This is a genomic window from Shinella zoogloeoides (genome assembly GCF_020883495.1).
GTDB lineage: Bacteria > Pseudomonadota > Alphaproteobacteria > Rhizobiales > Rhizobiaceae > Shinella > Shinella zoogloeoides.
Genome location: NZ_CP086610.1, coordinates 2,953,250 through 2,977,937 on the forward strand (window position 1 = coordinate 2,953,250; position 24,688 = coordinate 2,977,937).

Sequence of the window (24,688 nt, forward strand, 5' to 3'; positions counted from 1 at the left end):
GCCCATATAGGTGTGAAGGTCAAAACCTCCAGAGGGGAACAGCTAGTGCGGCGGCACTGGGAGGAGAAGCCGCCATGTGCATTAGCTGTATGCACTATGCCTATTTCTTGATCGGATGGAAAACATTTATTGTGCAATGCAGCTATGCAAATGCTGCACCGCTTCCTCGTTCACTCGGCCTTCAGATGCGGATAGGTCGGCGGGAACATGCTTTCCACCGACGGATGGCCCCAGGCGCGCTCGGGATATTTGGCGACCAGCCCGTCGAACTGCGCTTGCGCCTGCCTGCGCGCCGCCTTGATATCGATGCCAGCCACCTCGCCGTCGAGCATGGAAAGCCGCCCGTCGACGAAGACGGCGCGCGTCACCCGGCCGGTGGCGCCGAAGATCAGCGACTGCACCGGATCGACGGTCGGCGCAAAACGCGGATCGGACAGATCGAAGATGGCGATATCAGCCTTGGAACCGGGCTGCAGGCGGCCGATATCGGAGCGGCCCAGCGCATCGGCCCCGCCGAGCGTGGCGGCATCGAAGACTTCCGCCGTGGAAAGCCCGTCCTCGCCGGAAGCGATGCGGCCGGTCATCAGCGCGACGGCCATGTTCAGCACCATATCCGGCGGCGTCGTGTCCGTGCCCATGCCGACGCGGATGCCGAGATCGCGGCAGCGGCGGAAGGCGTTGAGATATTCGCCGCCGCGGGCATAGACCAGCGGGCAATGGGCGATGGTCACGCCATGCCTGGCGTAGAGGTCGAGGTCTTCCGGCTCGGCCTCTACCGCATGGGGCGCGATCAGGCGCTCGTTGAGCAGGCCGTGGCGCGCCATCCATTGCGGGGCCGTCGTACCGTGCAGGCGGGCGACCGTCTGGCGCTCCATCTTGCCCTGCGCCATATGCAGGCGCACCGGCAGGTTCATTTCGGCGGACGCCGCCATGGTGCGCTGGAGAAGCGCCAGCGTCGAGGTTTCCACCCGGTCCGGCGCGAGCATGGCCTGCACCAGCCCCTCATGACGGCCAGCGATGCGGCCGGCGAAGGCGATGGCGTCTTCCAGCCCCTTGAGACCGCGCGCCTCGTCGAAGACCGGCTCCAGCACGCCCGGCGCCTCGCAGACCATGCCGCCGGAGCGGTAGGCCGGGCCGAGCCAGACGCGCAGGCCGAGATCGCCCGCCGCATCCGCCGCGCCCTCGAATTCGGCGGCGGTTTCCGCCCATTCGCGGTAGAACAGCGAGGCGATGGGCAGCGCCGAGGTGATGCCGTTCAGGAGCAGTTGCGCGAAGGCGAAGCGCTTCTGGAAGACGAGCTGTTCCGGCGTGTACATTTCATAGGGGCCGCGATCGACATAGCTGCGCGGCCAGACGCGGCCCTTCGCCCAGCCGGGACCGTAGTCGATGGTCAGAACCGTGGTGTCGAGGTCCGACAGGGCGTCGAGATCGACGAAACCGGGCGAGACCAGCGTATCGCCAAGCTCGATGCGCCGCGCCACCTCGCCGGGAAAACGCGGGCCGACATAGATGACTTCCTGCCCCTCGATAACGATCTCACCGTCGGTCAGCAGCCGGTGGCGGCCGTTTTCATGAGCGACGATCCAGCGGGCGAAAAGCGCGGTGCGGCCTTCCGGGCGGCGGCCGAGGACGAGGTCGGAAAGGGTCATGGGTCTATCCAGTCTTGGCAACGGGTTTTGGGGTTATTCGAGGACGTCGAGATCGCGGCTGTGGCCCCAGAACATGGGGGGCGTCTCCAGCGCATAGCGCAGGCCGAGGCGGTCGATCATCAGCTCGGCCTCGCGCTGGGCGGCGTCGAGCACGGCATCCTGATCGACATGAACAGGCTGCCGGTCGCGCAGCAGCACCTTGCCGCCGACGAGGACCGTGTGCACATCGTTGCCGTTGGCGAAATAGGTGACGCGGAATTCCGGCATATGGGCCGGATAGAGATGCGGGCGGCGCAGGTCGACGAGGATGACATCCGCCTTCTTGCCCGGCTCCAGCGAGCCGATCTCGCTTTCGAGGCCGAGCACACGGGCGGCGTCGATGGTGCACATTTCCAGCGCCTTGCCCGGCGGCAGCCAGCTTGGGTCGTGGAAATGGGTGCGGTGGTAGTGCATGCATTGCTGCATGTGGCGGAACATGTCCGCCGAACGATCCGGCGCGGTCGCATCCGAGCCGATGACGACGGTGACACCGGCATCGAGAAGTTCCGTCACCGGGCAGCGCGCGAGGATGGCCGCGACGGCGCTCGGATTGTGCACGATGGTCGTGCCGGTCTCCGCGCAGATCGCAATTTCCTCCTCGTCCAGCCCCGTCGCATGGGAGAGCAGCGTGCGCGGCCCGAGGATGCCGATTTCGCCCGCGATACGGACGCTACCTTTCGTATGGCCGTCCTGCGTGAAGACAAGCCCCCTCTCTTCCGCATACGCCTTGACCGCACGCGACTGCTCGACGGCCTCCTGCGCACCAGCCGCGTCCCGATAGCCGCGATGCAGCGTCGGCGTCAGCAGGGCGAGGTGCAGGCGGCCGTCATGGCTGCCGTGCCAGCGGTCGATGAGGGTCTTGCAGGTGGCGAACTGCTGGTCGAAGGAAACGGGATAGTCGGTTCGCGTTTCGCCCTCCCAGCGCGCGTAGGTCAGCGGGTGCGGCGGGCGCGTCGTGCCGACGGCAACCACCGAGCGCGTGCCGATGCCGAGCACGCCTTCCATATGCGCATCGCCATAGACCGGCTCGTCCGTGCGCATGATGGAATCGCCCCCGCCGAGCAGCGAGACGCCGGTGGTGACGCCGAAGCGCAGACGCTCCAGCGCGGCAAGCTGCGCCTCGGCAAACCAGAATTCCGGCGTCGAGCCGACCGTGTAGGCCCCGCGGCAGGCCTGATACCACGGATCGCTCCTGCCGCCGCCAAGCGTCTTGATCAAGCCGTGGCCGGCATGGGCGTGGGCATCGACGAAACCCGGCATGATCGCCATGCCGCGCGCATCGATGACCTCGCCGGCCGGATGCGCCGCCTCCACCTCCGCCGTCGCGCCGACGGCGACGATGCGGTCACCGGTGATGGCGACCGCCCCGTCGGCGATGATCCGGCGCTCCGGGTCGATGGCGATGACGGTGCCGTTCTTGATGAGGATGTCGGCCATGGCGGTCTCCTGTCACTGCGCCGCGGTCTGCCGCGAGAGGATACGATCCAGCGAGGGGGCGAGCCGCAGCAGTTCCTTGGTGTAGTCGTGCTGCGGCGCGGTGAACAGCGTCTCGGTCTCCGCCAGTTCGACGATCTCGCCCGACTTCATGACCGCGATGCGGTCGCACATCTGGCGGATCACCGCGAGGTCATGGCTGATGAACAGCATGGAGAGACCGGCAAGGTCGCGCAGATCCTTGAGCAGGTTGAGAAGCTGCGCCTGCACCGACACGTCGAGCGCCGAGGTCGGCTCGTCGCAGATCAGCAGCGACGGGCGCGGACCGAGCGCGCGGGCAATGGCGATGCGCTGGCGCTGGCCGCCGGAGAAGGCATGCGAGAATCGCGCGCCCGCATCGGCGGGCAGGCCCACCGCTTCGAGCAGCGTCTTCGCATCCTGCCGCGCCTCTTCCGCATTGGAGGCGAGCTTGTAGAACAGGATCGGCTCGGCAATGGCGGAATTGATGCGCAGGCGCGGATTGAGCGCGGAATAGGGGTCCTGGAACACCATCTGCAGGGACTGGCGAACGGATTTCTCGCGCCTTGCGCCGAGTGCCGTGCCCTGGAAGTCAATGCTGCCGGAACTCTGGGTAACGAGGCCGGCAATGGTGTTGGCGACGGTGGTCTTGCCGCAGCCGGATTCACCCACGAGGCCGAAGATCTCGCCGCGGCGAACATCGAAGGAAACGCCCTTCACCGCGCGGAAAACGGAGGATTTGCGGCCGGGAAGGATCGAGCGTCCGCCATATTCCACCGCAAGGTCGCGCACGGAGAGAACGACGTCGTCCTTGCTGCCGGTCTCGCTCTTCGTGCTCTTGGCGCGCACATCGGCGCGCGCGTCCAGCGTCACCTTCGTTTCCTCGCTCGGCACCGGCAGGCGCTCGAGACGGGTTTCGATCGGCGGCACGGCGGCGATCAGCGTGCGGGCATAGGGGGCCTGCGGATTGGTCAGCACATCGCGCGCCGAACCGCTTTCCACCACCGCGCCGTTCTGCATGATGGTGACGCGGTCGGCGATCTCCGCGACCACGCCCATATTATGCGTGACGAGCAGGACACCGACGCCGCGCTGGTCCGCAAGGTCACGGATCAGCTTGAGGATCTGTGCCTGCACGGATACGTCGAGCGCCGTGGTCGGCTCATCGGCGACGATGAGCTGGGGGTTGCAGGCAAGCGCCGTCGCGATGACGACGCGCTGGCGCTGGCCGCCAGAGAGCTGGTGCGGATAGGAGCCGAGCCGGCGCTCCGGCTCGGGAATGCCGACCGCCTTCATCAGCTCCAGCGCCCGCGCCTTCGCTTCCCTTGAAGAGAGCTTCAGATGGGCGAGCATGCCTTCGCAAAGCTGGCTTTCCACGGTGAAGAGCGGGTTGAGGCTCGTCATCGGATCCTGGAAGATCGCGCCGACATCGCGGCCGGGCACGATGCCCTCGGTGCGGCCGGTGCGCAGGTCGATCGGCTTGCCGGCGATCTCGATGGAGCCGGAGACGATCTTGCCGGGGGCCTGGAGAAGGCCCATCAGCGCATTGCCGACCGTGGTCTTGCCAGCGCCGGATTCGCCGACGAGAGCATGGATTTCGCCGGGGCGGATGAGAAGGTCGATATCCTTGACGGCGGTCAGCGTGCCGCCGTTGGCCAGCGGATAGTCGACGCGCAGCTTGCGGATGTCGAGAACGGGGGGCTTTGTTTCGGTCATCTCAGCGGGCCATCAGTTTCGGGTTGAAGCGGTCGCGCAGATAGTCGCCGATGATGTTGACGGCGAGCACGAGGACGACGAGCACGGCAGCCGGCATCACGGCGATCCACCAGAGGCCGGAAAACAGGAACTGGTTGCCGATGCGGATGAGCGTGCCGAGCGAGGGATAGGTCGGCGGCATGCCCGCGCCGAGGAAGGACAGCGTCGCTTCCGTCAGGATCGCGCCGGCAAGGTTGATCGTGGCAATGACCATGACCGAGCTCATGACGTTCGGCAGGATATGCCGGCCCATGATGCGCCCGGACGGCAGGCCGATCACCTTGGCGGCGCGCACATAGTCGCGCGCCACTTCCACCATGGTCGAGGCGCGGACCGTGCGAGCGTATTGCACCCATTCGTTGACGGCGATGGAGAAGATCAGCACCAGCGGCGCCCAGGTGAGCATCGCATCCGCGCTGAGCTGTGCGCGGGCGATGCCGCTGATGAGGAGCGCCACGAGAATGGTCGGGAAGCTGACAAGCACATCGGCGATACGCATGACGATGCCATCGACGATCCCGCCGAAGAAGCCGGCGACAAGGCCGAGGATCACGCCGAGCGCGGCGGCGAAGAACACCGCGCCGAGGCCGATGACGACGGAGATGCGCAGGCCGAACAGGATCACCGAGACGAGGTCGCGGCCCTGGTTGTCGGTGCCGAGCAGGAAGCGCGGATCGCCGCCTTCCATGAAGACCGGAGGAATCTCCATGTCGATGAGCGAATAGGAGGAAACGTCGCGCGGGTCCATCGGCGCGATCAGCGGCGCGAAGACGACGAGCACGAGCATGATGGCGAGCACCAGCCCGGCGATCATCACGGAAACCGGCGGAAGCCGGCGCATCAGGGATTGCGTGGCCATTATCGGGTCCTCAGGCGCGGATCGATGAGAGTGTAGAGAATGTCGACGATCATGTTGATCATGACGAAGAGGAAGCCGACGAAGAGCAGGTAGGCGGCCAGCACCGGCACGTCGGGATAGCCGACGGCATTGGTGAAGAGCAGGCCCATGCCCGGCCACTGGAACACCGTCTCGGTGACGATGGCGAAGGCGACGAGCTGGCCGATCTGCAGGCCGGTGACGGTGACGACCGGCATCAGCGCGTTGCGCAGCGCAAGGCGGCCGTAGATATAGGCGCGCGGCAGACCGCGGGCGAAGGCGAAGCGGATGTAATCCGAGGAGAGCACGTCGATCATTTCCGAGCGCACAAGCCGCATGATCAGCGTGAGCTGGAAGAGCGCCAGCGTGATCGACGGCAGGATCAGCGACTTCAGGCCCGAAACGGTGAGGAAACCCGTCTGCCAGAGGCCGAGGTCGACGAGGTCGCCACGCCCGGAGGACGGCAGCCAGCGCAGGTTGACGGCAAAGACGAGGATCAGCAGCAGGCCGGTGACGAAGGTGGGCATCGAAACGCCGACCAGCGTGGTCGCCTGGGTGAGCCGCGACAGGAAGGAATTCGGCTTCAGCGCGCAGAGAACGCCGAGCGGGATGCCGATGGCAAGCGCCATCACGGTGGCGACGACCACCAGTTCGAGCGTCGCGGGAAGGCGGCTCATCAACAGGCTCGCAACGGGCTGCTGGTAACGGAAGCTCGTGCCGAAATCGCCCGTCAGCACCTTGCCGACGAAATCGAGGAACTGCACGAGGAGCGGCTTGTCGAGGCCGAGCGCCAGGCGCAGCGCATCCTTTTCCGCCTGCGTCGCGCCTTCGCGCACCATGGCCGAGACGGGATCGCCGACAAAGCGGAACATGATGAAGGCGATGGCCGTCACGGCAATCATCACGAGGATGGCCTGGAGCAGCCGCATCGAGAATAGTCTGAGCATCGCAATGGTCCTTGCAAGGGAGCATTCAGGCCCGAAAGGGCGGAACCGGGCCGTTCGCTCCATCTTCCCCGCGCCACAGGCTGCGGGAACCGGCCGGATAGCGGACGGTCCCGACCGGCGCGCGCCAGCCGGGACCATGCCTCGGGAGAAACCCTTACTTCTTGACCTGCGCGAACCAGGGACGAACGTATTCGTCCGGGAACTGCGGGATATCGACCTTGTTGCTCATCGCCCAGGCGACCGGCTGCTGATGCAGCGGAATGAACAGCGCCTCGTCATGGGTGATGCGGAAGGCTTCCTTCAGCATGTCGACGCGCTTGGTCTCGTCCAGCTCGACGGAAGCCGAGCGGGTGAGCGCGTCGATACGCGGATCGGAAAGGCCGTTCGGGTTGGAACCGCCATAGGTGCCGTCATTGGTGGCGAGCAGCGCCTGAAGCACGCTGTAGCCGTCCATCGCCGGCAGCGAGGCCCAGCCGAGCATGTAGACGTCGAGTTCGCCATTATCCATGCGCGGGAAGTAGGTCGTCTTGCTTTCGACGCTGAGGTCCACCTGAACGCCGATCTTCGCCCACATGGAGGAGATGGCAAGGCAGATCTGCTCGTCGGCGATGTAGCGGTCGTTCGAGCAGGCAAGGCCCGTCTTGAAGCCATCCGGGTAGCCGGCTTCCGCCAGCAGCGCCTTGGCCTTGTCGACATCGTATTCCAGCGGCACGTCGATCGCGTCGTCATGGCCGGTGACGGCCGGGGCGACCAGCATGCCGGCGACGCGCGACTTGCCGCGCATCAGGCGCTTCTGGATCGTGTTGAGGTCGATAGCGTGCCAGAGCGCCTGGCGCACCTTCACGTTGAGCATCGGGTTCGGCACGCCGGGCGCGGCATGCAATTCCTTCTTGAAGTTGAGCGCCAGCATGATGGTGCGCAGCGACGGATCCTGCACAACCTTCAGGCCTTCGGTCGCGGCGATGCGGTCGACGTCCTGCAGCGGAACCGGGGCGATCATGTCGACTTCGCCGGAAAGCAGGGCGGCGACGCGGGTCGCATCCGAGGCGATCGGGCGGAACTCCACTTCCGTCAGGTTATGCTGCGGGGTGTCCCACCATTCCTTGTTGACCTCGAAGACCGAGCGGGAATCCGGCTCGTAGCTCTTCAGCTTGAAGGGGCCGGTGCCGTTGGCGTGGTTGTTGGCATAGGTGACGACGCCGGTCGCCGTGTTGCCCGGCTTCAGCGCGTCGTGCTCCACCATCCACGGCTTGCTCATGATATAGATGGCGGCAAGGTCGTTGAGGAGCAGCGGATAGGGGCCGCGCAGGATGAGGTCGACCGTGTAGTCGTCCACCTTCTCGACGCCGGTAACGGCGGAAAGGTTCTCGCGGTTGCGCGCGCCCGGATCGATCTGGCGCTGGATCGTCGCCACGACGTCGTCGGCGTTGAAGGGCTGGCCCTCATGGAACTTCACGCCCTGGCGCAGCTTGAAGCGCCAGCGCGTCGGCTCGACGATTTCCCAGGAGGTGGCGAGCGCCGGCTCCAGCTTCAGCTCCTTGTTGCGGCGGACCAGCGGGTCGAAGACCATGTGCTGGACGCTCTGGGTGAAGCTGTCAACCTGGGCGTTGGGGTCATAGGTGATGACGTCGCCGGAGGCCGCCCAGCGGAACGTTTCGGCCAGCGCCGGAGTGGATAGCGGCGCCAGCACGGCAAGGCCCGCCAAGAGGGTCTTCATATAGGTCTTCACAAGGCTCTCCCTAATTTGTATGCGTGTTCCCGACAATATGCATACGATTATTTCAATATGAATGTACATAATGTGCATATAATATCAAGGCACCGGAATCGGAATTCGCACGCACTGGCCTGCCAATGGTGTATGCAATTATAACGGGAGAGACTGGATGACGAAGGCCCTGCTTATCGAAAATGGCACGATCCTCACCATGGATGCGGACCGCCGCATTCTTGAAGGCTACGTGCTGGTGGAGAACGGCCGCATCGCCGCCATCGGCGAAGGAACGCCCGCCGCCTTCCCCGAGGCCGAGCGCATCGACGCGACCGGCATGGTGGTGATGCCGGGCCTGATCGACACCCACGCCCATGCCGGCCACATGCTGACCAAGGGACTTGGCGACGATTCCGAGGACTGGATGAACGTCACCGGCCGCATCTATGCCGAGGCGGCCGATGCGGAATTCTGGGCGGCGGAAGCCGCGCTTTCGGCGGCCGAGCGCATCCGGTGCGGCACGACCACCGCCTGCCTGCTGTTCGGCGGCGGGCCGGATATCATGCGCACGGAAGCACCCGAGGCGGCGCAAGCCCATCTTGCCGCCATCGCCGCGATGGGCGTGCGCGAAGTGCTCGCGGTCGGCCCGAACCGCCCCTCCGCCAAAAGCGTCTATCGCGCCCATAAGGGCGGATCGTACGAAGAGATCGCGGTCTCTGCCGAAGGGCAGCTTGCCGTCAGCGGCACGCTGATCGACGCCTGGGCGGGCCGTGACGACCGGATCCACCTCGCCATCTCCCTCCCCGTCTTCAACGCCGCGGAACTGGAAGACAACGAGGTGCTCGAACTCTCCCGGGCGGCGCGGCGGCTGGCGCGGGAAAAGGGTGTGCTCCTCGTGCAGGACGGCCATCGTGACGGCTCCATCGCGGCGAACGATGCCAGCCTCGACCTCTTCGACGGCCGCTCGCTGCTCGCCCATTGCGTCGACCTCACCGACGAGGACCGCGCCGTGCTGAAGCGCACCGGCGCGAAGGTGGCGCACAATCCGAGCGCGCTGATGTCCGTTTCCGCCCGCTGCCCCGCGCCGGAACTGATGGCCGAGGGCGTCACCGTCTCGCTCGGCACCGATGCCGCCGCCCCCGACCGCTCCTTCGACATGTTCCGCAACATGTTCCAGGCCCACCGCTACCACGCCCGCCATTTCCGCGACGACACCGTGTTGCCGCCGCTCCAGCTTCTGGAAATGGCGACCATCGAGGGCGCGCGCGCCCTGTCCATGGAAACCGAGATCGGCTCGCTCGAAGCCGGCAAGCGCGCCGATATCCTGCTTGTCAACATGCGCCAGCCGCATCTGTGGCCGCCGGTCGATCCGGTGCAGCGCCTCGCCCGCTTCGCCAACGGCGCGGACGTGGACACGACCATCGTCGGCGGGCGCGTGCTGATGCGGGGACGCAGGCTGACCGAACACGACGAGGACGCCATTCTCGACCGCGCCGAAAGGGCCTTCCGCCTGGCGATGCAGCGCGCCGGACTGGCATGAGAAACGAAGAGCAGGAGAAGGGCATGGCCGCAGACATTCTCATCCGCAACGCCCGCCCCATGGGCGGCGATCCCGTGGACCTCCTCATTCGCGATGGGCGCTTCGCCCCGCCCGGCGGCGACCGCCCGGCGCGCGAACTCGATGCCACGGGGCAGATCGCGCTGCCGGGTCTCGTAGAGGCGCATACTCATCTCGACAAGACGCTGATCGGCATGGACTGGTTCGAGAACCGCGTCGGCCCGACGCGCAACCACCGCATCCTCGCCGACCGCAAGGCCAAGCGCGAACTCGGCATCGACGCGCGCCGGCAATCGGCCCGGCAGGTCCTGCAGACGCTGTCCTACGGCGTGCTGCATATCCGCAGCCATGTCGACGTCGACACGGAAATCGGCATCGCCAATATAGAAGGCGTGCTCGAAACCCGCGAGGCGCTGCGCGATATCGCGGATATCCAGATCGTCGCCTTCCCGCAGAGCGGCATGCTGCCGCGCGAAGGCACCCTCGACCTGATGGACGCGGCGATGCGGGCGGGAGCCGATATCGTCGGCGGCATCGACCCGGCCACCATCGACCGCGACCCGGTGCGCCACCTCGACGCGATCTTCGCCCTTGCCGACCGGCATGCGAAACCCATCGACATCCACCTGCACGAACTCGGCGAGCTTGGCGCGTTCTGCCTGGAACTGATCGTCGAGCGCACCCGCGCCCTCAGCCTGCAGGGCCGCGTGATGGTCAGCCACGCCTATTGCCTCGGCATGCTGGAGCCGGCCCGCCAGCAGGGATTGATCGAGACGATGGCGGCCGAGCGGATCGCCGTGATGACCGTCGGCAGCCCCGCCGCCCCCGCGCTCCCGCTGCGCCTGATGCAACAATGCGGCCTGACGGTCGCCTCGGGTTCGGACGGCATACAGAACACCTGGGAACCATGGGGCAACGGCGACATGCTGGAACGGGCAAAATACCTCGCCCAGCGCAACGGCATGACCAACGACGCCGACCTTGTCGAAACCATGCGCATCTGCACCCATGGCGGCGCGGAGGGGATCGGCCTTGCCGGCTACGGTCTTGCCGAAGGCGATTTCGGCGACCTCGTTCTGGTTCCTGCGCGCACGCTGGCCGAGGCCGTGGCCCTGACGCCGCAGAAGCGCACCGTGATCCACCGCGGCCGCATTCTCGTGCGCGACGGGACGCCCGCCGAGGACCTGCCCCGCATCGCGTGATACTGGCGCCAGCCCCGCCCGCGGCGGAATTGGACGTTCATCAAGGATTCTCGCTATGTCCGTGAAACAGCTTCGCATGCCATTCTACTGAAACGGCATAAAGTCCGTTAACTTCTGTAGTGGAAGATTTTCCGCGGGGAGAGGCACCGACCGGAGGATCGACGAATGAGCGGGCGAACTTGTGGGAGCGCTGCCGCGCGCCGCTCCCTCCCTGCACGGCTGGCGGGCATTCTGCTTGCCGCCACCGTCGGCCTTGCCGGCAGCGCCTTCGCCCAGCAGGCGGCAGCAGATCCGGTCAAGCTCCAGATCATCGGCGGTCTGGCCGGTGTGACCCAGTTCAACAAGATCGAGCAACCGTTCTGGGAGACGGAGATCGGACCGCTTTCCCAGGGCCGGATCAGCGCGACCATCCGGCCGCTGGATGCCGGCGGACTGCGCACCCAGGAAATGCTCCAGCTCCTGCGGCTCGGCGTCGTCTCCTTCGGCACCGTGCTGCTCAGCGTCACCGCCGGCGACGAGCCGGAACTGAGCGCCGTGGACCTGCCGGCGCTGAACCCCGACGTGGTGACGCTGCGCCGCACGGTCGGCGCATACCGCCCCCATCTGGAGACGGTGCTGCGGGACCGCTACGATATCCAGCTTCTCGGCGTCTACGCCTATCCGGCGCAGGTTCTGTTCTGCGTCAAGCCGTTCACCGGACTGGACGATCTCGTCGGCCGCCGCATACGGACCTCCTCGGTCGCGCAATCCGAGCTGATGACGGCGCTGGGCGCCGTGCCGGTCAGCATTCCCTTCGCCGACATCATGCCGAGCCTGCGCGACAATGTCGTCGATTGCGCGATCACGGGAACCCTCAGCGGCTACGAGATCGGGCTGCCGGACGTGACCTCCTATGTCCATGCCATGGCGCTGAGCTGGGGAGTATCGATCTTCGCCGCCAACCGCCCCTATTGGGAAAGCCTGCCCGCCGATGTGCGCGAGACCGTCCGCAGCGGCGTGCTCACGCTTGAAGAGCGCATCTGGTCGCAGACCGAGGCCGACACGCAGCGGGGCCTAGCCTGCAATGCCGGCGCGGCGGACTGCTCCGGCAAGGCCCGCAAACCCATGACCATCGTGCCGACATCGCCGGAGGACGAGGTTCGCCGGCGCAAGCTCCTGACGGACGTCGTGCTGCCGCGCTGGTTCACGCGCTGCGGCCGGGAATGCGAACGGACCTGGGATACCTATCTCAAGCCGCTTTTCGGAACGGAGCCGCACGCTCCATGAGGACTGTAAACTGTCGGGGTAGCGCCCAGTGATGCATCGTCTCAAGATCGTGATCGGCGCCGGCGCGGCAGCCATTCTGACGATAATCGCCCTCGGCACGGTCAACGTCGTGGAGCGGACGGAGCGGATCGCCTGGCAAACCGCCCGGCAATCGCTGGAAAGCGCCGCCAAGGCGGTGGAAAACGCCCTCGACCGGCAATTGCTGCAAGTCGACGGGGCGCTGGCAAGCCTTCCCGCACTCTTCAAGGCCGCGCGCATCGCGCCCGGCCAGTCGGGTCCCGCCAGCCAGTTGCTGAACGGTCTCAGCTTCCAGACGATGGCTTTCCGCGACCTCATGCTGGTCGCGCCCGACGGCAGCGTCGCCGCCTCGGCCCAGTCGCGCGCCGCGCGCCATGCCCTGCCGGTGGACGTCGCGCTTGTCGGCCGCAACCCGACCACCCTGATCGGCCCGCTCCGCAATCCCCTCACCGGCGACTGGTCCCTCTATGTCGCGCGCACCATCGCCGGATGGGTCGGCATTGTGCCGGTCGCCGAAGTGCCGCTGCAAACGCTGATGAAGCTGGTGTCGGAAGCCAATGTCGGCCCGGGCATACAGATCTTCCTGAAACGGGCCGACGGTGCGGTGATCGCATCGCTGCCGCATGACGAGCTTCTGGTCGGCAAGGTCCAGCGGTCGAGCGGCCAGCAGGCGCCGGCCAATGGCGTCGCCTTCGAGACGGGCGGCTCCGGGATGGACAAGGGCGCCCTCAGCGTCGTCAGGCAATCGCTCTACGGCGAAATCCAGGTGGTGCTGGTAGCGAAGAAGGCGGCCCTGTTCGCCGAATGGCGCGACACCCGCGACCGCCTCGTGCTGGCCGCCGCGATCATCTCGCTGTTCGTCCTCGCCTTCGCCGCGGCGATCCTCGTCGCCATCCGCCAGCGCGAAAAGGCGAGCGCCGCACGCGAGCGCGCCGCCACCGTCCTCGACAACGCCATCGACGCCATGTCCGACGGCTTCGTGATGTGGGACGAGAACGACCGGCTGGTGACCTGCAACAAGCGCTATCGCGAGCTCTATGCGCTCAGCGCCGCCTTCATCCAGCCCGGCGCACGCTTCGAGGATATCGTCCGGGAGGGGGCGAAGCGCGGACAATATCCGCAGATCACCGACGATATCGACGCCTTCGTCGACAATCTCGCCGCCTGGCGGCAGGAAGGCAGCGGAACGATCGAGCGCCTGCTGCCGGACGGACGCTGGCTCCTGATCAGCGAGCGCAAGACCGCCGACGGCGGGCGGGTCGGCATCCGCACCGACATTACCGCGCTCAAGACCGCACATGCCGAGCTTGCCGCCGCGCATACCCGCGCGAACGCGGCGGTGGAAGAGGCTCGGCGGCAGAACACCGCCCTCACCCGGCAGGAAAGCCGCATCCGCTTCCTGGCGCATCACGACGACCTGACGGGCCTCCAGAACCGGCTGGCCTTCCGCACCCAGATCGCCGATGCCCTGCTGGGGGCCGAGGCCGCCGGCGACCGGATCGCCCTCCTGTTCCTCGACCTCGATCGCTTCAAGGATATCAACGATGCACTCGGCCATCCCGTCGGCGACCAGCTTCTGCGCGAGGTGGCCCGGCGGCTGGCGGGCTGCGTGCGCAAGACGGACGGCGTCGCCCGCCTCGGCGGCGACGAATTCGCGGTCCTGTGTCTCGACCGGGACCAGCCGCAATCCGCAGAAGCGCTGAGCAACCGCATCATCGAGGTTCTGGGGCAGCCCTATATCATCCAGGGGCGGACGATCTCCATATCGACCAGCATCGGCATCGCCGTGGCGGAGGGTGCGGGCGGGGATGCCGACGCACTGCTCAAACAGGCGGATCTTGCGCTCTATCAGTCCAAATCCATGGGGCGCGGCACCTTCTGCATCTTCACGCCGGAGATGGACGAGCGGCTGCGCGAGCGCATCGCGCTCGAAGCGGACCTGCGGCGCGCGATCGCCGAGGAACAGTTCGAGCTGGCCTATCAGCCGATCTACCATCTCGCCTCCCAGCAGCTTTGCGGCTTCGAGGCGCTGGTGCGATGGCAGCACCCGGAGCGGGGCCTCGTCGGCCCCGGAGACTTCATTCCGCTTGCCGAGGAGACCCGGCTGATCGTCGAGATCGGCGCATGGGTTCTGCGGCGGGCCTGCCGGGATGCCGTTCAGCTTCCGGGAAGCCCGCGGATCGCCGTGAACCTGTCCCCGGTGCAGCTTGCCTATGGCGACACGGTGGCGACCGTCGAGGAGGTCCTGCGCGAGACGGGCCTCGACCCCGCCCGGCTCGAACTGGAGATCACCGAGACCGCGCTGTTCGACGAGGACAACCGGACCCTCGCGGCGCTGCGAAGCCTGAAGGCGCTGGGCGTGCGCATCGTGCTCGACGATTTCGGCACAGGATATTCCAGCCTCAGCCATCTGCGCCTCGCCCCGCTGGACAAGGTGAAAATCGACCGTTCCTTCGTCCGGGACATCACCGCCCGCCGCGACAGCGCCTCCATCGTCTCCGCCATCGCGGCGCTTGCCGGCGAGCTGGGCATGGCGACCACGGCGGAGGGCATCGAGACCCTGGAGCAACTGGAAGCCGTCGGCCGGGCCGGATGCACGGAGGCGCAGGGCTACCTGCTCGGCAAGCCCCAGCCGATCCTGCGGGCGGCATCGAGCACATTCTTCAGCAAAAGGCTCAAGACCGCGCGGGCACGCCAGCCATCGTCGTGACGGCGACCCGGAGCGTTACTTCCGCAGGCTCACCAGAACGCCGCTTGCGCCCATGAGCCGGATCTGCGTCGGCGACACGGCGTCGAAATGGGTAACGTCGCCGAAGGCGGCCAGAAGCGCATGCTCCTGGTCCATCAGGGGCTGGTCGCACAGCATCATAGACGCGCCGACCTGCGAGAGTTTCAGCCCTTCTCCGGACAGCGTGAAACCGCCAAAGAAACGGTTGCAGGAGCCGTTGCCGTGCATGCTGCCATCCGGGGCGAAGGCCAGCGTCGGCTCGGATTTCTCCACGGGCGCCTTGCCGCCGATGGCGTCGACCTTCCAGTCTCCGTGCAGCAGGCTCGCCGGATCGCCGCCGCAGCCCGAAAGGGTGCGCTCGCCGACGACCAGGGAAACGGTCTTGGGAAACGGCATGTCCGCCATCGTGTCGGCGCAGATCCTGTCGGCGACCGTCAGCGTGAAGGGTTTGCCCCCGGCAACCGCGGAATAGGTCCGCCCGGCCTCCGTCTCCTGCGCCGCCGGCACCGGCTCGACGGAAAGGGTCTCGCCCTCCTGGGTGCGGAAGGTAATGGCCTTTTCCGTCATCTCAAGGTGCCAGCCCGGCTCGTTGCCCCGGGCGCTGAAGCTTTCCGCCTGCGCCGCCTCGATAGCGGAAAAGCTCAATGCGAAAGCCGCGCTCATTCCTAGAATGCGTCGGGTCAGGGCAGTCATGCTCATGGTTCGTGGTCTCCGGACGAATAGCTACCTGCATGGACTATGGCAGGGACCGCGCCGATGCAACAGCACCCGTTGCAAGCCGTCTCACTCATAGGCGATCGCCGTGATGCGGCCCTTCCAGAACGGGAGAATCCTGCCGCCGGCCGCGCGGGATATCACGAATTCATGCGGGATCATCATGCCCGAAACCGGACGATAATCGCTGCGAAGGGCGTGCTCGCCGGAACCGTGATAGGGCGTGGCAAGATCGCCGTCCTCCTCGGCATGGAAGCTCTCCAGACTCCCATCCGGCCGGAACGTCGCGACCAGCGACGCCTCGAGGCCGAAGCCCGAGACGGTGGCGCGGGCATGGCTGTCGTCCATGGCTTCCCAGCGCACCGGGCCGCCGGGCAGAAGCGCCACGGGATAGAGCGGGCTTTCCAGAAGCCAGCGGCGAAGCGAGGTGCGGTTCAGCGCCTCGGTGGCGCTTTCATCCACGACCGTCAGGGTCGAGGCGATCTTGGCACGCATCTCCATCCGGCCTTCCGCGAAGAAATCGTAGGCCCGCGACCAGAGCCCCGGCACGATGGGCGTGGTCGCGGCGAACATCATGGCCGGCGTGCCGACGGCAATGGTCTGCGAAGCGGTCGTCGGCGCGAAATCCTGCTTCATGGGACGGCGGAAGTCCCCTTCCTGCGAGAGCGTCACCACCCGGTACTGGAATTTCGCATTCGGTATGGCGAAAACGAGATAGCGCTGTACCGGGGCAGGTAGCGCCGCCATCGCGACCGGATCGACCGCGATGGAGGGATGTCCGGCGGCAATCCGGCGGACGGTCTCGGCATGGCCGGCGATTTCCCGCTCCGTCTGGATCGAGGAGATTCCGATCCAGGCCGCAAGGCCGGCGAGCGGTAGCACGAGAACAGCGAGGGTGAGGCGTAGGCGGCGACGCATGGCATGTCTTTCTATTGGACGGGGAAATGGGGTGACTATGGGCGCGTAGAGCGGATGAAGCCCATGAGGGTTTCGACCGCCGCGACGGCGGCGGTCCGGGCATCCTGTCCGGCCAGAAGCGGCGCACGCCCCTGCAAGGCCAGCACGGCGGCGCCATGGACGGCCGACCACAGCATGAAGGCGACCTGTCCCGCTTCCATGTCCGGCAGATAGCCGTCCGCCTGGCAGGCTCCGACCGCGTCCCGCAGCGCGGCGAGACATTTTCCAGCCGGATCGGCCGCGAAGGGATTGGCCGGAAAACCCTCGAGCGGCGGCGGCGAGAACATCAGCCGATAGAGGCCCGGACGCTCGAAGGCGAAGCGGAGATAGGCAAGGCCGCCGGCCCGCAGCCTCTCGACCGCATCGTCCGCATTGCGCGTGGCGACGGCGATCTTCTCTTCCAGCATGAGGCGGAACCCCTCGTCATGCACGGCGCGCAGCAGCGCATCCCTGCCGGCGAAATAGGCATAGAGCGCCGGCGCCCGGCAGCCGACGGCATCGGCGACATCGGCCATGGTGATATCGGCGGCATCCCGGCTGTCCAGCAGGTGCATCGTCTGCGCGATGGCGACGGGCCGGATATCGATCTGCTGGTCTTTTCGCGGGCGGGCCATGGGAAACTCGACGAGGGAGGATATAATATTTAACGGCATTAATTTAATGCAATTAATTTAACTGATCAAGCCGGGAAATCCTCCGGGCAAATCGCCCTCCCCGGCGAATTTTCAGCCAGGCTGTACCGTTTCTACGAGGCGGGCGACCGCTTTTCGAAATCAATCAGGCACATCATGACTTTCCCCACAATCAAGCTTCCCTCCCGCGCCCTTGCACTTGCGCGCGGTGTTCTTTCGATACCGCGAATCCATTTTCTCACGGCGCCGATCATGCTCTTCGTCGCGGTCTTCCTCATCGTCATGCAGGGCCCCGGCATCCTGCAGGACTACAAGATCAGCCGGAACCCTCTCACGATAGAGGGCGACATCGACGGCGAATGTACGACGCGCAAGGCCGTGGTCACCTCCTGCGAGGCCACCCTCACCTACGACTATGACGGCCAGCGATACGAGAAGAACATCGATGTGATGTTCGTCGACATGCATAGCGGCGACTACGAGACGGACCTCGTCATCTCCGCCGACCAGCCCGAACTGGCCACGATGAGCCTTGCGCTGGACAAGCTCTGGAGCCGCATCTTCATCTTCGCGGCCTTCACGGTCGCGTTTATCGGCCTGTTCCTGGCGCCGATCTTCCAGGCGGTCCGCGTCCTGCGCACCCGCAGGCAGCTTGCCCGCCCGGCGCTCCTCACGCCCGTTCCGGTGGCGATCACCGCCGTGGAAGACAAGCGCAAGCGCCTGTCGATCACCTATGCCGACACGCTGAGCGAGCGCAAAACCGGGCGAACCGCCCATACGCGCTTCGAGCCCGGCGAGGAACCGCTCATCGTCGGCAAAACCGGCGACAATGCGGTGGCGCTGGCCGTCTGGCACGGCGATGCCGCGCTGCCCGTCCTGCTCGACAGCCGGCTGATGCGGATCGGCATGACCGACAAGGAGCGCGCCGCCGCCCTCCCGCCCCTCGAAACGGCGTTGCCAGCCGCCGAGGACCGGCAGGCGCCGCTGGTGCCCGAAGCCACGAAGGCCGGCCCCTCGCTTACGCGGCGGATCGGGCTTGCCCTGCTCGTCGTCCTCCTCGTCGTTGCGGGGTACTTCGGCTATTGGCTCTGGTACGTGACCAGCGCCTCCTCGGCGTTCACCGCGCCGGCAATGGACATCAACGCGGCGATGCCGGAATCCCTGAACCGCTGGGGCTGCGAGCAACTGAAAAAGCGGTTCGGCGACACCCGCGCGCCCTATGGCTGCGTGGCGGCCGATTTCCAGAGCTGGAAATAACGACCGCACCCATGGCGGCGGAACCGCCGCCATGGGGTCTCGATGCCGGCTACGGACATATTCCGCCGCCCTCCGATACGACTCGATATTTATCGCGCGACACGCCACGATCATCAGGAATGCTTAATATTCGTAAGCAACCATCTCACTTGCGAGTATACATTCGGTCGGAAGGCACGAGGCAGATGAAAAAGAGGGTTCATCTCAGCAACATTTGCGTGGGGATGTACATAGAAGAGCTTGAGGACAGCTCGAGAAACGGCTTTGACAAGCGCCGCCTCCTCATCACGTCCCAGGCCGAGCTTCGCGCCATATTGGCCAGCAACGCGATGAGCGCCATCATCGACACCGCCAAAGGCAAGGATGTCTGCGAGGCCGCCGATCCCTCCTGGGAGCTGATACGCGCGCGCTTCGAGGCCGAGTTGGAATCCTCGTTCCATGCGGGCGAAATCAGGCAGGCGCGCGAATGCATCGAGTCCACGCGCCCGATGATCCGGCAGATGCTATCCAGCGCGCACCGGGACGGAAGCTTCGATTTCGACGGCGCGCACGGAATCGTCGAGGCCGTCATGTCGGACGCGCTGGAAAGCGCCGGCGCGCTGATCGCCATGACCAAGCTCAAGGATCGCGACGAAGGCACCTTCCTGCATTGCCTCGCCGTCAGCGCGCTGATGATCGCCTTCGGCCGCAGCCTCGGCCTTGGCGAGGAGGCGATCCGCGACCTCGGGCTGGGCGGCCTCGTCCACGATATCGGCAAGGCCACCGTTCCCCACACCATCCTGAACAAATCCGGCAAGCTCTCGCCCGCCGAGTTCGCCCTGGTGCGGCAGCATCCCGCGCGCGGGGCGGCGCTGCTGCGCGGGGCCTGCGACCTGCCGCAGACCGTGCTGGATGTCTGTCTCTATCATCACGAGAAGCTGGACGGCACCGGCTATCCGTTCGGCCTGAGGGAAGATGCGATTCCGCTGGCCGCGCGCATCGCCGCGATCTGCGACGTCTACGACGCCATGGTGACGATCCGGCCCTACAAGCGCGGCTGGTCGCAGGCCCAGACCGTCGAAATGATGCTGACCTCGCGCGGGCATTTCGACCGGGACCTGCTGAAGCGCTTCGTTTCGCAACTCGTCGTCAAGGGAAGCCTCCAGTAAGCTCTCCGAGAGTTTGCCAGGGAAAAGTGGAACCCGGTTTTCCCGATAAGACAAACGGAAACAAGGGAACCTAGAGCTCGTCAGATTCAGAATGAACCTGACAAACTCTAGGCGCAAAGGCGGCCGAGCCGGGCGGGCAGGCGTATCGATACTTAACTTCCCGTCAATGCGCGCTCATGTATCGCCACGGGCAATCGATACCAACCGGCACTGGAGCCGCCATGACCGAGACCGTCGCCCGTCCCATGTCCACCCTGCTGCTCGTCGGCATCTATACCGGGCTCTATGTCGGCCTCGCCGTTCTGGCGCTCCTGGTGACGATGTTCCTGGAATTCGAAAACTCGGCGATGGGCCTCATCATCGCATTCGCCGCCGCGTCCGGCATGACGCAGATCTGGGTCTCGCGCGAGCGGGCAGCGCCGGCGTCCGGCCGGGCCTGGCAGGTCGCTGTCCTCTGCGCGGCGGCCACGACCGCCGTCATGTCGTCCGTCGCCACGCTCGCCCTGCAGGCCGAGGACATGGCCCTGCAGGACCTTGCCAACGAAGGCGCCCTGATGATCGGCGGCGTTATCCTCGGGATCTTCGCACTGAACCTCTGCATCATCCGCCTCGCCCTGTGGATGACCGGCCGGTCGGCGGCAAAGCGCCTCTGACGCCTGCCCGTCCCGCGACGGCGGGCATTCCCGTCCGTCAGGCGGTCGCCCGGAACTCGAGATGCGTTCCGGGCTGTGCATCCGCAAGAAACGCCAGCAGGTCGTCCTTCGCGAGCGCCGCGCAGCCTTCCGTCGGCGCATAATCCGGACGGGCAATATGCAGAAAAATAGCGCTGCCCGCACCGGGCACGGGCGGATCGTCATTATGGCCGAGCACGACGACGATATCGTAGAGCTCGTCCTGCCGCCGCATTTCCTCGTGGCTCGCCGGGAACGGGCGGGTGACGGGACGGTTATAGTCGGCATGGGCGGGATCGTCGCACCAGCCGTCCAGCTCGGCGATCACCCGGGTCGGAAAGGGAGAAGCCGGCTTTGCGATGCGGTCGGCCCGATAATATACCGTGCGGATCGGCCAGCGGCCGACGGGGCTGACCCCGTCGCCTTCGGCCTTCTCCACCCTTATGCCGCCGCGACCGACGGCCGCGCGCCAGCTCCGGTCTCCATGGCGCGCCTGCCAGCCATCGCCGGCAGCGGTTACGATCAGGTCCATCGACATTCCTTCCTTGCGGATTCAGCGGGAAATGGCGGGCAGCGATCCCGCGCGGTGCAGAACGGGCATCGTATAAGGATGGCAGGGTCTTGCAAGGCGCGATCCTCCCGAACACGGGCTGGCTACGCGCTCCGGCTCACGCTACGCCAGGTTTCCGCGCTGCCCAGCGGAGCAACGCCGGCTCCTCCGACATGGAGAACCAAGGGCCGGGCAAGGCCCGGGTTACGCGCAAGTGTCGCGACATGGTCCGCCAGGCTCCCCAGATCGGGGAATCCATTGTCGCTGGCTGCGCTGTCGCCCTGCCCGGCGTGAAGCCTCTCCATCAGGAAATCGATCTCACACCTCGCCAGGGCAAGATGACCGTCCGCCGCGTGAACGGTCATCGTCAGCACATGCCGGACACCTGCGTCGTAGCACAACGCCAGCAGCGCAACTGCAAGCGATGGGAAGGTAGCGTCGGCCTCGCCGTCGTCGTCACAATAGCGAACCGCGACGGGCGCGGCAGGGTGCACCTCGAGCACCTGCCTTGCGGTCACGGTCTGCATGCGTCCGTCCCCAGCGAAAGGGCAATGCCAAGCGCAACCAGCGCAACCACGGCGCTGGCCACATTCAGCATCCAGAGATTGCCGCGCAGCCATTCCAGCCGCCGGCGCGCCGGGGGCTTGGCCGCCCGCGGCAGGAACTCGGGCATGTAGCCTCCGCGCGGGATGCGGATTTCCACCTCGTCGCCGCAGGCCTCCTGTTCATAATAAGTGGCAAGCGCCGCGCGCAGGCGGCTGACGGTGGTGCGCACGATGGGGTCGTCTATGGCATCGAAGCCGTTCGTCCGGTTGAAGACGTTGGCGGCGATCGCCTCGGCGGTGACGGGCGCGCCCGGCCGCTCGATGGATTCCTGCACAAGATAGCGCAGCAGTTCACGCATGCGCTTCGATTTGCGCAAGGCTTCGGAGGAGCACACGGAATCGAGCGTCGTCAGGACGCGCGCCCGTATCGCAGGTTCAGGGTTAGCCAATATGTTCATGTCGCTTCTCGCGCTCTGTCGTTTCGCTCTGGAGGCATGAAAGTATGCGCCGACGCCACAGCGCGGGGACGCGCCATGGATCGGGTCTTCATTCGCAAAGGGATTTCCGCGCCGGCCGCCAAGGCAGCCGGCGCAGGGGAGTTATGTCATGCAATGCCTTTACGGTTTTCGGGTGCCGGGCCGGATTCGACATCCTGCCAGACGGTATCCTTCTCCAGCGCCATGAGTTCCCTCGTGGTCTGACGACGCCGAACGATACGGAAGCGGCCATTGCTCACGAAGACTTCGGGAACGAGGTCGCGCGCATTGTAGGTGGAGGCCATCGAGGCCGAATAGGCGCCGGCGCACAGGAAGGCCACGAGATCGCCGGCCGCCAGCTGCGGCAGGTCGTCATAGACGCCGAAGATATCCGAGCTTTCGCAGACGGGGCCGACGACACCATAGGACTGCCCCTCCCCGCCGCGCGCGCTACGCACCACGCCGAGCGGATGGACGGCGCCGTAGAGCGCCGGGCGAACCAGATCGTTCATGCCGGCATCGACGATCGCCAGAGTGCGCTCGCCCGCCTCCTTGGTGTAGAGCACCGTCGTGACGAGTGCGCCCGCGCGACCGACCAGCCAGCGCCCCGGCTCGACCGTCAGCGCGCAGCCGAGGCCGCCGACCGTTTCGGCGATGATCGCCGCAAGCTCCGCCACCGAGGGCGCGCCCTGATCGCCGTAAGCGATGCCGATGCCGCCGCCGAGATCGAGGCGCGGCACCGCATGCCCCTGCGTCCGAAGATCGCGAACGAGATCCGCAAGCACGCCATAGGCGCGGCGATAGGGAGAAAGGTCGAGAATCTGCGAGCCGATATGGACCGCAAGGCCCACCATTTCGATTTCCGCTCGCCCGGCCGCCGCCTCGAAAAGACCGGCCACGTCGCCAAGCGCGACGCCGAACTTGTCGCCCTTCTTGCCGGTGGAGATTTTCGCATGGGTCTGCGCGTCGACATCCGGGTTGACCCGCAGCGCGACCGGCGCGCGCAGCCCGAGCGAGGCGGCGATATCGGCGACAAGGTGGAATTCGGCAGGCGATTCGACGTTGATCTGGTGAACGCCCTCGGTCAGGGCCCTGGCGATCTCGCGCGGCGACTTGCCGACACCGGAGAAGATGATCCTGGAGGCCGGCACGCCCGCTTCCAGCGCGCGCTCCATCTCGCCGCCGGAAACGATGTCCATTCCGCACCCTAGACGGGAAAGCAGTTGAAGAATGGAAAGGTTCCCATTAGCTTTCACCGCATAACAGACGGATGCACCGACCGGGGAAAGCGCGGTGGACAATTCCTCATAGGCCTGCGCGATTACTTCCGGCGAATAACAGTAGAACGGCGTGCCGACGGCATCCGCCACCATAGATATACAATTCGAATCAAGTTCAATCTGTGTGTTTTTCGCCAGACCGGCGTCATTCGCCCGGGAATTCTTTACATCGATGTGCTTGTTCATGGCAGTCAACCGCTCCATTCCCATGTAGCAGCCTGCTACCTCGATAAGTAACATCGCATGGGCACTTGTAACTGTGAAATCCATTAGAGAATCGTTTTATTCGAAATCGATATGAACCGAAGCGGGCACGATGCGGCTGAACCAGAGACAGATCGAGATTTTCCATGCCGTCATGATGGAGAAGAGCGTGACGGCCGCGGCGACGGCGCTACGCACCTCCCAGCCGACGATCAGCCGGGAGTTGCGCGACCTTGAGCACTATCTCGGCTACGACCTCTTCCACCGTTTCGGCAAGCGCATCACACCGACCGAAAAAGGACAGGAACTCTACACGATCGTTCACCGCTCCTTCGTGGGGCTGGAAGAAATAAGCCGCGCGGCGACGGCGATCGGCGGGCGCAGCATGGCAAACCTGCGCATCGCCGCCCTGCCGGCCTATGGCGACACCATGCTGCCCATCGCCGTCGAGGCCTTTCTCAAGGTCCATCCCGGGGCGCTGATATCGATCCATTCGATCGAGGAGACGGCCCTGCAGAACGAACTGACCGCGGCGATGTTCGATCTCGGGCTTGCCGAGCAGGAGCAGCAGTTCGGCAATGTCGCCACCGAGGCGATCGATGCCGGCGAGGTCGTGTGCATTCTGCCGGCGGGCCATCCGCTGGCGGCAAAGTCGGTCCTCGCGCCGGCCGATTTCGAGGACATGGAGTTCGTCTACTTTTCGAAGGACGATCCTTACCGGCGCAAGCTCGACGACGTCTTCGACAAGGCGGGCGTGACGCGGCGCTTCATCGTCGAGACGACCACGGCGTCGAGCGTCTGCGCGATGGTCGCGCGCGGCGCCGGCATTTCCATCGTCAACCCGCTGACCGCCGCGCATAATCTCAATCGCGGGCTGGTGGTTCGCAGGTTCTCCGTACCGATCCTCTACCGTATCCACCTCTGGCGGACCACCAAGGCACCGCGCGCGACCTTCGCCATGCGCTTCACCAGGGATCTGGAAACGGCCCTGGAGGAGATCAAGGCGAAGGTCCGCCAGGCGCTGCTCCACAGCTAGGGCATTGCCCGCAGCA

The 24,688-nt window shown here is 65.9% G+C and carries 21 protein-coding genes; 8 read left to right on the forward strand and 13 right to left on the reverse strand.

All coding sequences use genetic code 11. The annotated features are described in order from the left end of the window. Positions 1-170: 170 nt before the first annotated feature. The 6 genes from K8M09_RS14610 to K8M09_RS14635 all read right to left on the reverse strand — a co-directional run bounded on the left by K8M09_RS14610 (position 171) and on the right by K8M09_RS14635 (position 8,436). On the reverse strand, positions 171-1,649 hold the full coding sequence (locus tag K8M09_RS14610; RefSeq protein ID WP_160785095.1) for an amidohydrolase family protein: 1,479 nt from the start codon (positions 1,647-1,649) through the stop codon (positions 171-173). 33 nt (positions 1,650-1,682) lie between these two features. Further along, complete coding sequence (locus tag K8M09_RS14615) at positions 1,683-3,125, reverse strand: amidohydrolase family protein (RefSeq protein ID WP_160785094.1); 1,443 nt, start codon at positions 3,123-3,125, stop codon at positions 1,683-1,685. A gap of 12 nt (positions 3,126-3,137) precedes the next feature. Beyond that, positions 3,138-4,856, reverse strand: coding sequence for a dipeptide ABC transporter ATP-binding protein (locus tag K8M09_RS14620; RefSeq protein WP_160785093.1), 1,719 nt, complete (start codon positions 4,854-4,856; stop codon positions 3,138-3,140). Between the two features lies 1 nt (position 4,857). Further along, positions 4,858-5,754 carry an ABC transporter permease gene (locus tag K8M09_RS14625; protein WP_160785092.1) on the reverse strand — a complete coding sequence of 299 codons (897 nt, stop codon included), beginning with the start codon at positions 5,752-5,754 and terminating at the stop codon, positions 4,858-4,860. Then, entirely contained in the window at positions 5,754-6,719 is a 966-nt protein-coding gene (locus K8M09_RS14630) for an ABC transporter permease (protein WP_160785091.1), read from the reverse strand. Before K8M09_RS14630 ends, K8M09_RS14625 begins: the two co-directional genes overlap by 1 nt. A 154-nt stretch (positions 6,720-6,873) precedes the next feature. Further along, positions 6,874-8,436 carry an ABC transporter substrate-binding protein gene (locus K8M09_RS14635; RefSeq protein WP_170299429.1) on the reverse strand — a complete coding sequence of 521 codons (1,563 nt, stop codon included), beginning with the start codon at positions 8,434-8,436 and terminating at the stop codon, positions 6,874-6,876. A gap of 169 nt (positions 8,437-8,605) precedes the next feature. Here K8M09_RS14635 and K8M09_RS14640 point away from each other — a divergent pair, with 169 nt between their 5' ends. The 4 genes from K8M09_RS14640 to K8M09_RS14655 all read left to right on the forward strand — a co-directional run bounded on the left by K8M09_RS14640 (position 8,606) and on the right by K8M09_RS14655 (position 15,184). After that, positions 8,606-9,970: an amidohydrolase family protein gene (locus K8M09_RS14640; RefSeq protein ID WP_160785089.1), complete on the forward strand. Its 1,365-nt coding sequence runs from the start codon at positions 8,606-8,608 to the stop codon at positions 9,968-9,970. 23 nt (positions 9,971-9,993) lie between these two features. Next, positions 9,994-11,190 (forward strand): amidohydrolase, encoded by a 1,197-nt coding sequence (locus K8M09_RS14645; protein WP_160785088.1) that lies wholly within the window; start codon positions 9,994-9,996, stop codon positions 11,188-11,190. Positions 11,191-11,355: 165 nt separating this feature from the next. Next, the gene (locus tag K8M09_RS14650) at positions 11,356-12,456 is read left to right on the forward strand and encodes a TRAP transporter substrate-binding protein (protein ID WP_160785087.1); all 1,101 of its coding nucleotides are present in this window, start codon (positions 11,356-11,358) and stop codon (positions 12,454-12,456) included. A 31-nt stretch (positions 12,457-12,487) separates the two neighbouring features. Then, complete coding sequence (locus K8M09_RS14655; RefSeq protein ID WP_160785086.1) at positions 12,488-15,184, forward strand: bifunctional diguanylate cyclase/phosphodiesterase; 2,697 nt, start codon at positions 12,488-12,490, stop codon at positions 15,182-15,184. A 15-nt stretch (positions 15,185-15,199) separates the two neighbouring features. Here the strand turns inward: K8M09_RS14655 and K8M09_RS14660 are convergent, their stop codons facing one another. From K8M09_RS14660 to K8M09_RS14670, 3 genes are all read right to left on the reverse strand, one after another. After that, on the reverse strand, positions 15,200-15,901 hold the full coding sequence (locus K8M09_RS14660; RefSeq protein WP_160785085.1) for an META domain-containing protein: 702 nt from the start codon (positions 15,899-15,901) through the stop codon (positions 15,200-15,202). Between the two features lie 84 nt (positions 15,902-15,985). Further along, on the reverse strand, positions 15,986-16,834 hold the full coding sequence (locus tag K8M09_RS14665; protein ID WP_160785084.1) for a DUF6920 family protein: 849 nt from the start codon (positions 16,832-16,834) through the stop codon (positions 15,986-15,988). A 35-nt stretch (positions 16,835-16,869) separates the two neighbouring features. After that, on the reverse strand, positions 16,870-17,487 hold the full coding sequence (locus K8M09_RS14670) for a TetR/AcrR family transcriptional regulator (protein ID WP_160785083.1): 618 nt from the start codon (positions 17,485-17,487) through the stop codon (positions 16,870-16,872). A gap of 174 nt (positions 17,488-17,661) precedes the next feature. Between K8M09_RS14670 and K8M09_RS14675 the strand changes: the two genes are divergently transcribed. The 3 genes from K8M09_RS14675 to K8M09_RS14685 all read left to right on the forward strand — a co-directional run bounded on the left by K8M09_RS14675 (position 17,662) and on the right by K8M09_RS14685 (position 20,563). Further along, a complete protein-coding gene (locus tag K8M09_RS14675; RefSeq protein ID WP_160785082.1) occupies positions 17,662-18,762 on the forward strand; it encodes a hypothetical protein in 1,101 nt (366 codons plus the stop codon). 185 nt (positions 18,763-18,947) lie between these two features. After that, on the forward strand, positions 18,948-19,910 hold the full coding sequence (locus K8M09_RS14680) for an HD-GYP domain-containing protein (RefSeq protein WP_160785081.1): 963 nt from the start codon (positions 18,948-18,950) through the stop codon (positions 19,908-19,910). A 221-nt stretch (positions 19,911-20,131) separates the two neighbouring features. Beyond that, positions 20,132-20,563, forward strand: a complete 432-nt coding sequence (locus K8M09_RS14685) for an ABZJ_00895 family protein (protein ID WP_160785080.1) — start codon at positions 20,132-20,134, stop codon at positions 20,561-20,563. 37 nt (positions 20,564-20,600) lie between these two features. On the opposite strand, the gene K8M09_RS14690 is transcribed toward K8M09_RS14685, so the two are convergent. The 4 genes from K8M09_RS14690 to lysA form a co-directional block, all read right to left on the reverse strand. Next, a complete protein-coding gene (locus K8M09_RS14690; protein WP_160785079.1) occupies positions 20,601-21,113 on the reverse strand; it encodes a L,D-transpeptidase family protein in 513 nt (170 codons plus the stop codon). 122 nt (positions 21,114-21,235) lie between these two features. Beyond that, positions 21,236-21,658 carry a hypothetical protein gene (locus K8M09_RS14695; RefSeq protein ID WP_160785078.1) on the reverse strand — a complete coding sequence of 141 codons (423 nt, stop codon included), beginning with the start codon at positions 21,656-21,658 and terminating at the stop codon, positions 21,236-21,238. Continuing rightward, positions 21,646-22,134 carry a helix-turn-helix domain-containing protein gene (locus tag K8M09_RS14700; protein ID WP_160785077.1) on the reverse strand — a complete coding sequence of 163 codons (489 nt, stop codon included), beginning with the start codon at positions 22,132-22,134 and terminating at the stop codon, positions 21,646-21,648. The genes K8M09_RS14695 and K8M09_RS14700 overlap by 13 nt, the downstream gene beginning before the upstream one ends. Before the next feature lie 146 nt (positions 22,135-22,280). Then, positions 22,281-23,525, reverse strand: coding sequence for a diaminopimelate decarboxylase (gene lysA / locus K8M09_RS14705; RefSeq protein ID WP_233447524.1), 1,245 nt, complete (start codon positions 23,523-23,525; stop codon positions 22,281-22,283). Positions 23,526-23,748: 223 nt separating this feature from the next. Here lysA and K8M09_RS14710 point away from each other — a divergent pair, with 223 nt between their 5' ends. Then, positions 23,749-24,672, forward strand: coding sequence for a LysR family transcriptional regulator (locus K8M09_RS14710; RefSeq protein ID WP_160785075.1), 924 nt, complete (start codon positions 23,749-23,751; stop codon positions 24,670-24,672). Positions 24,673-24,688: the final 16 nt, after the last annotated feature.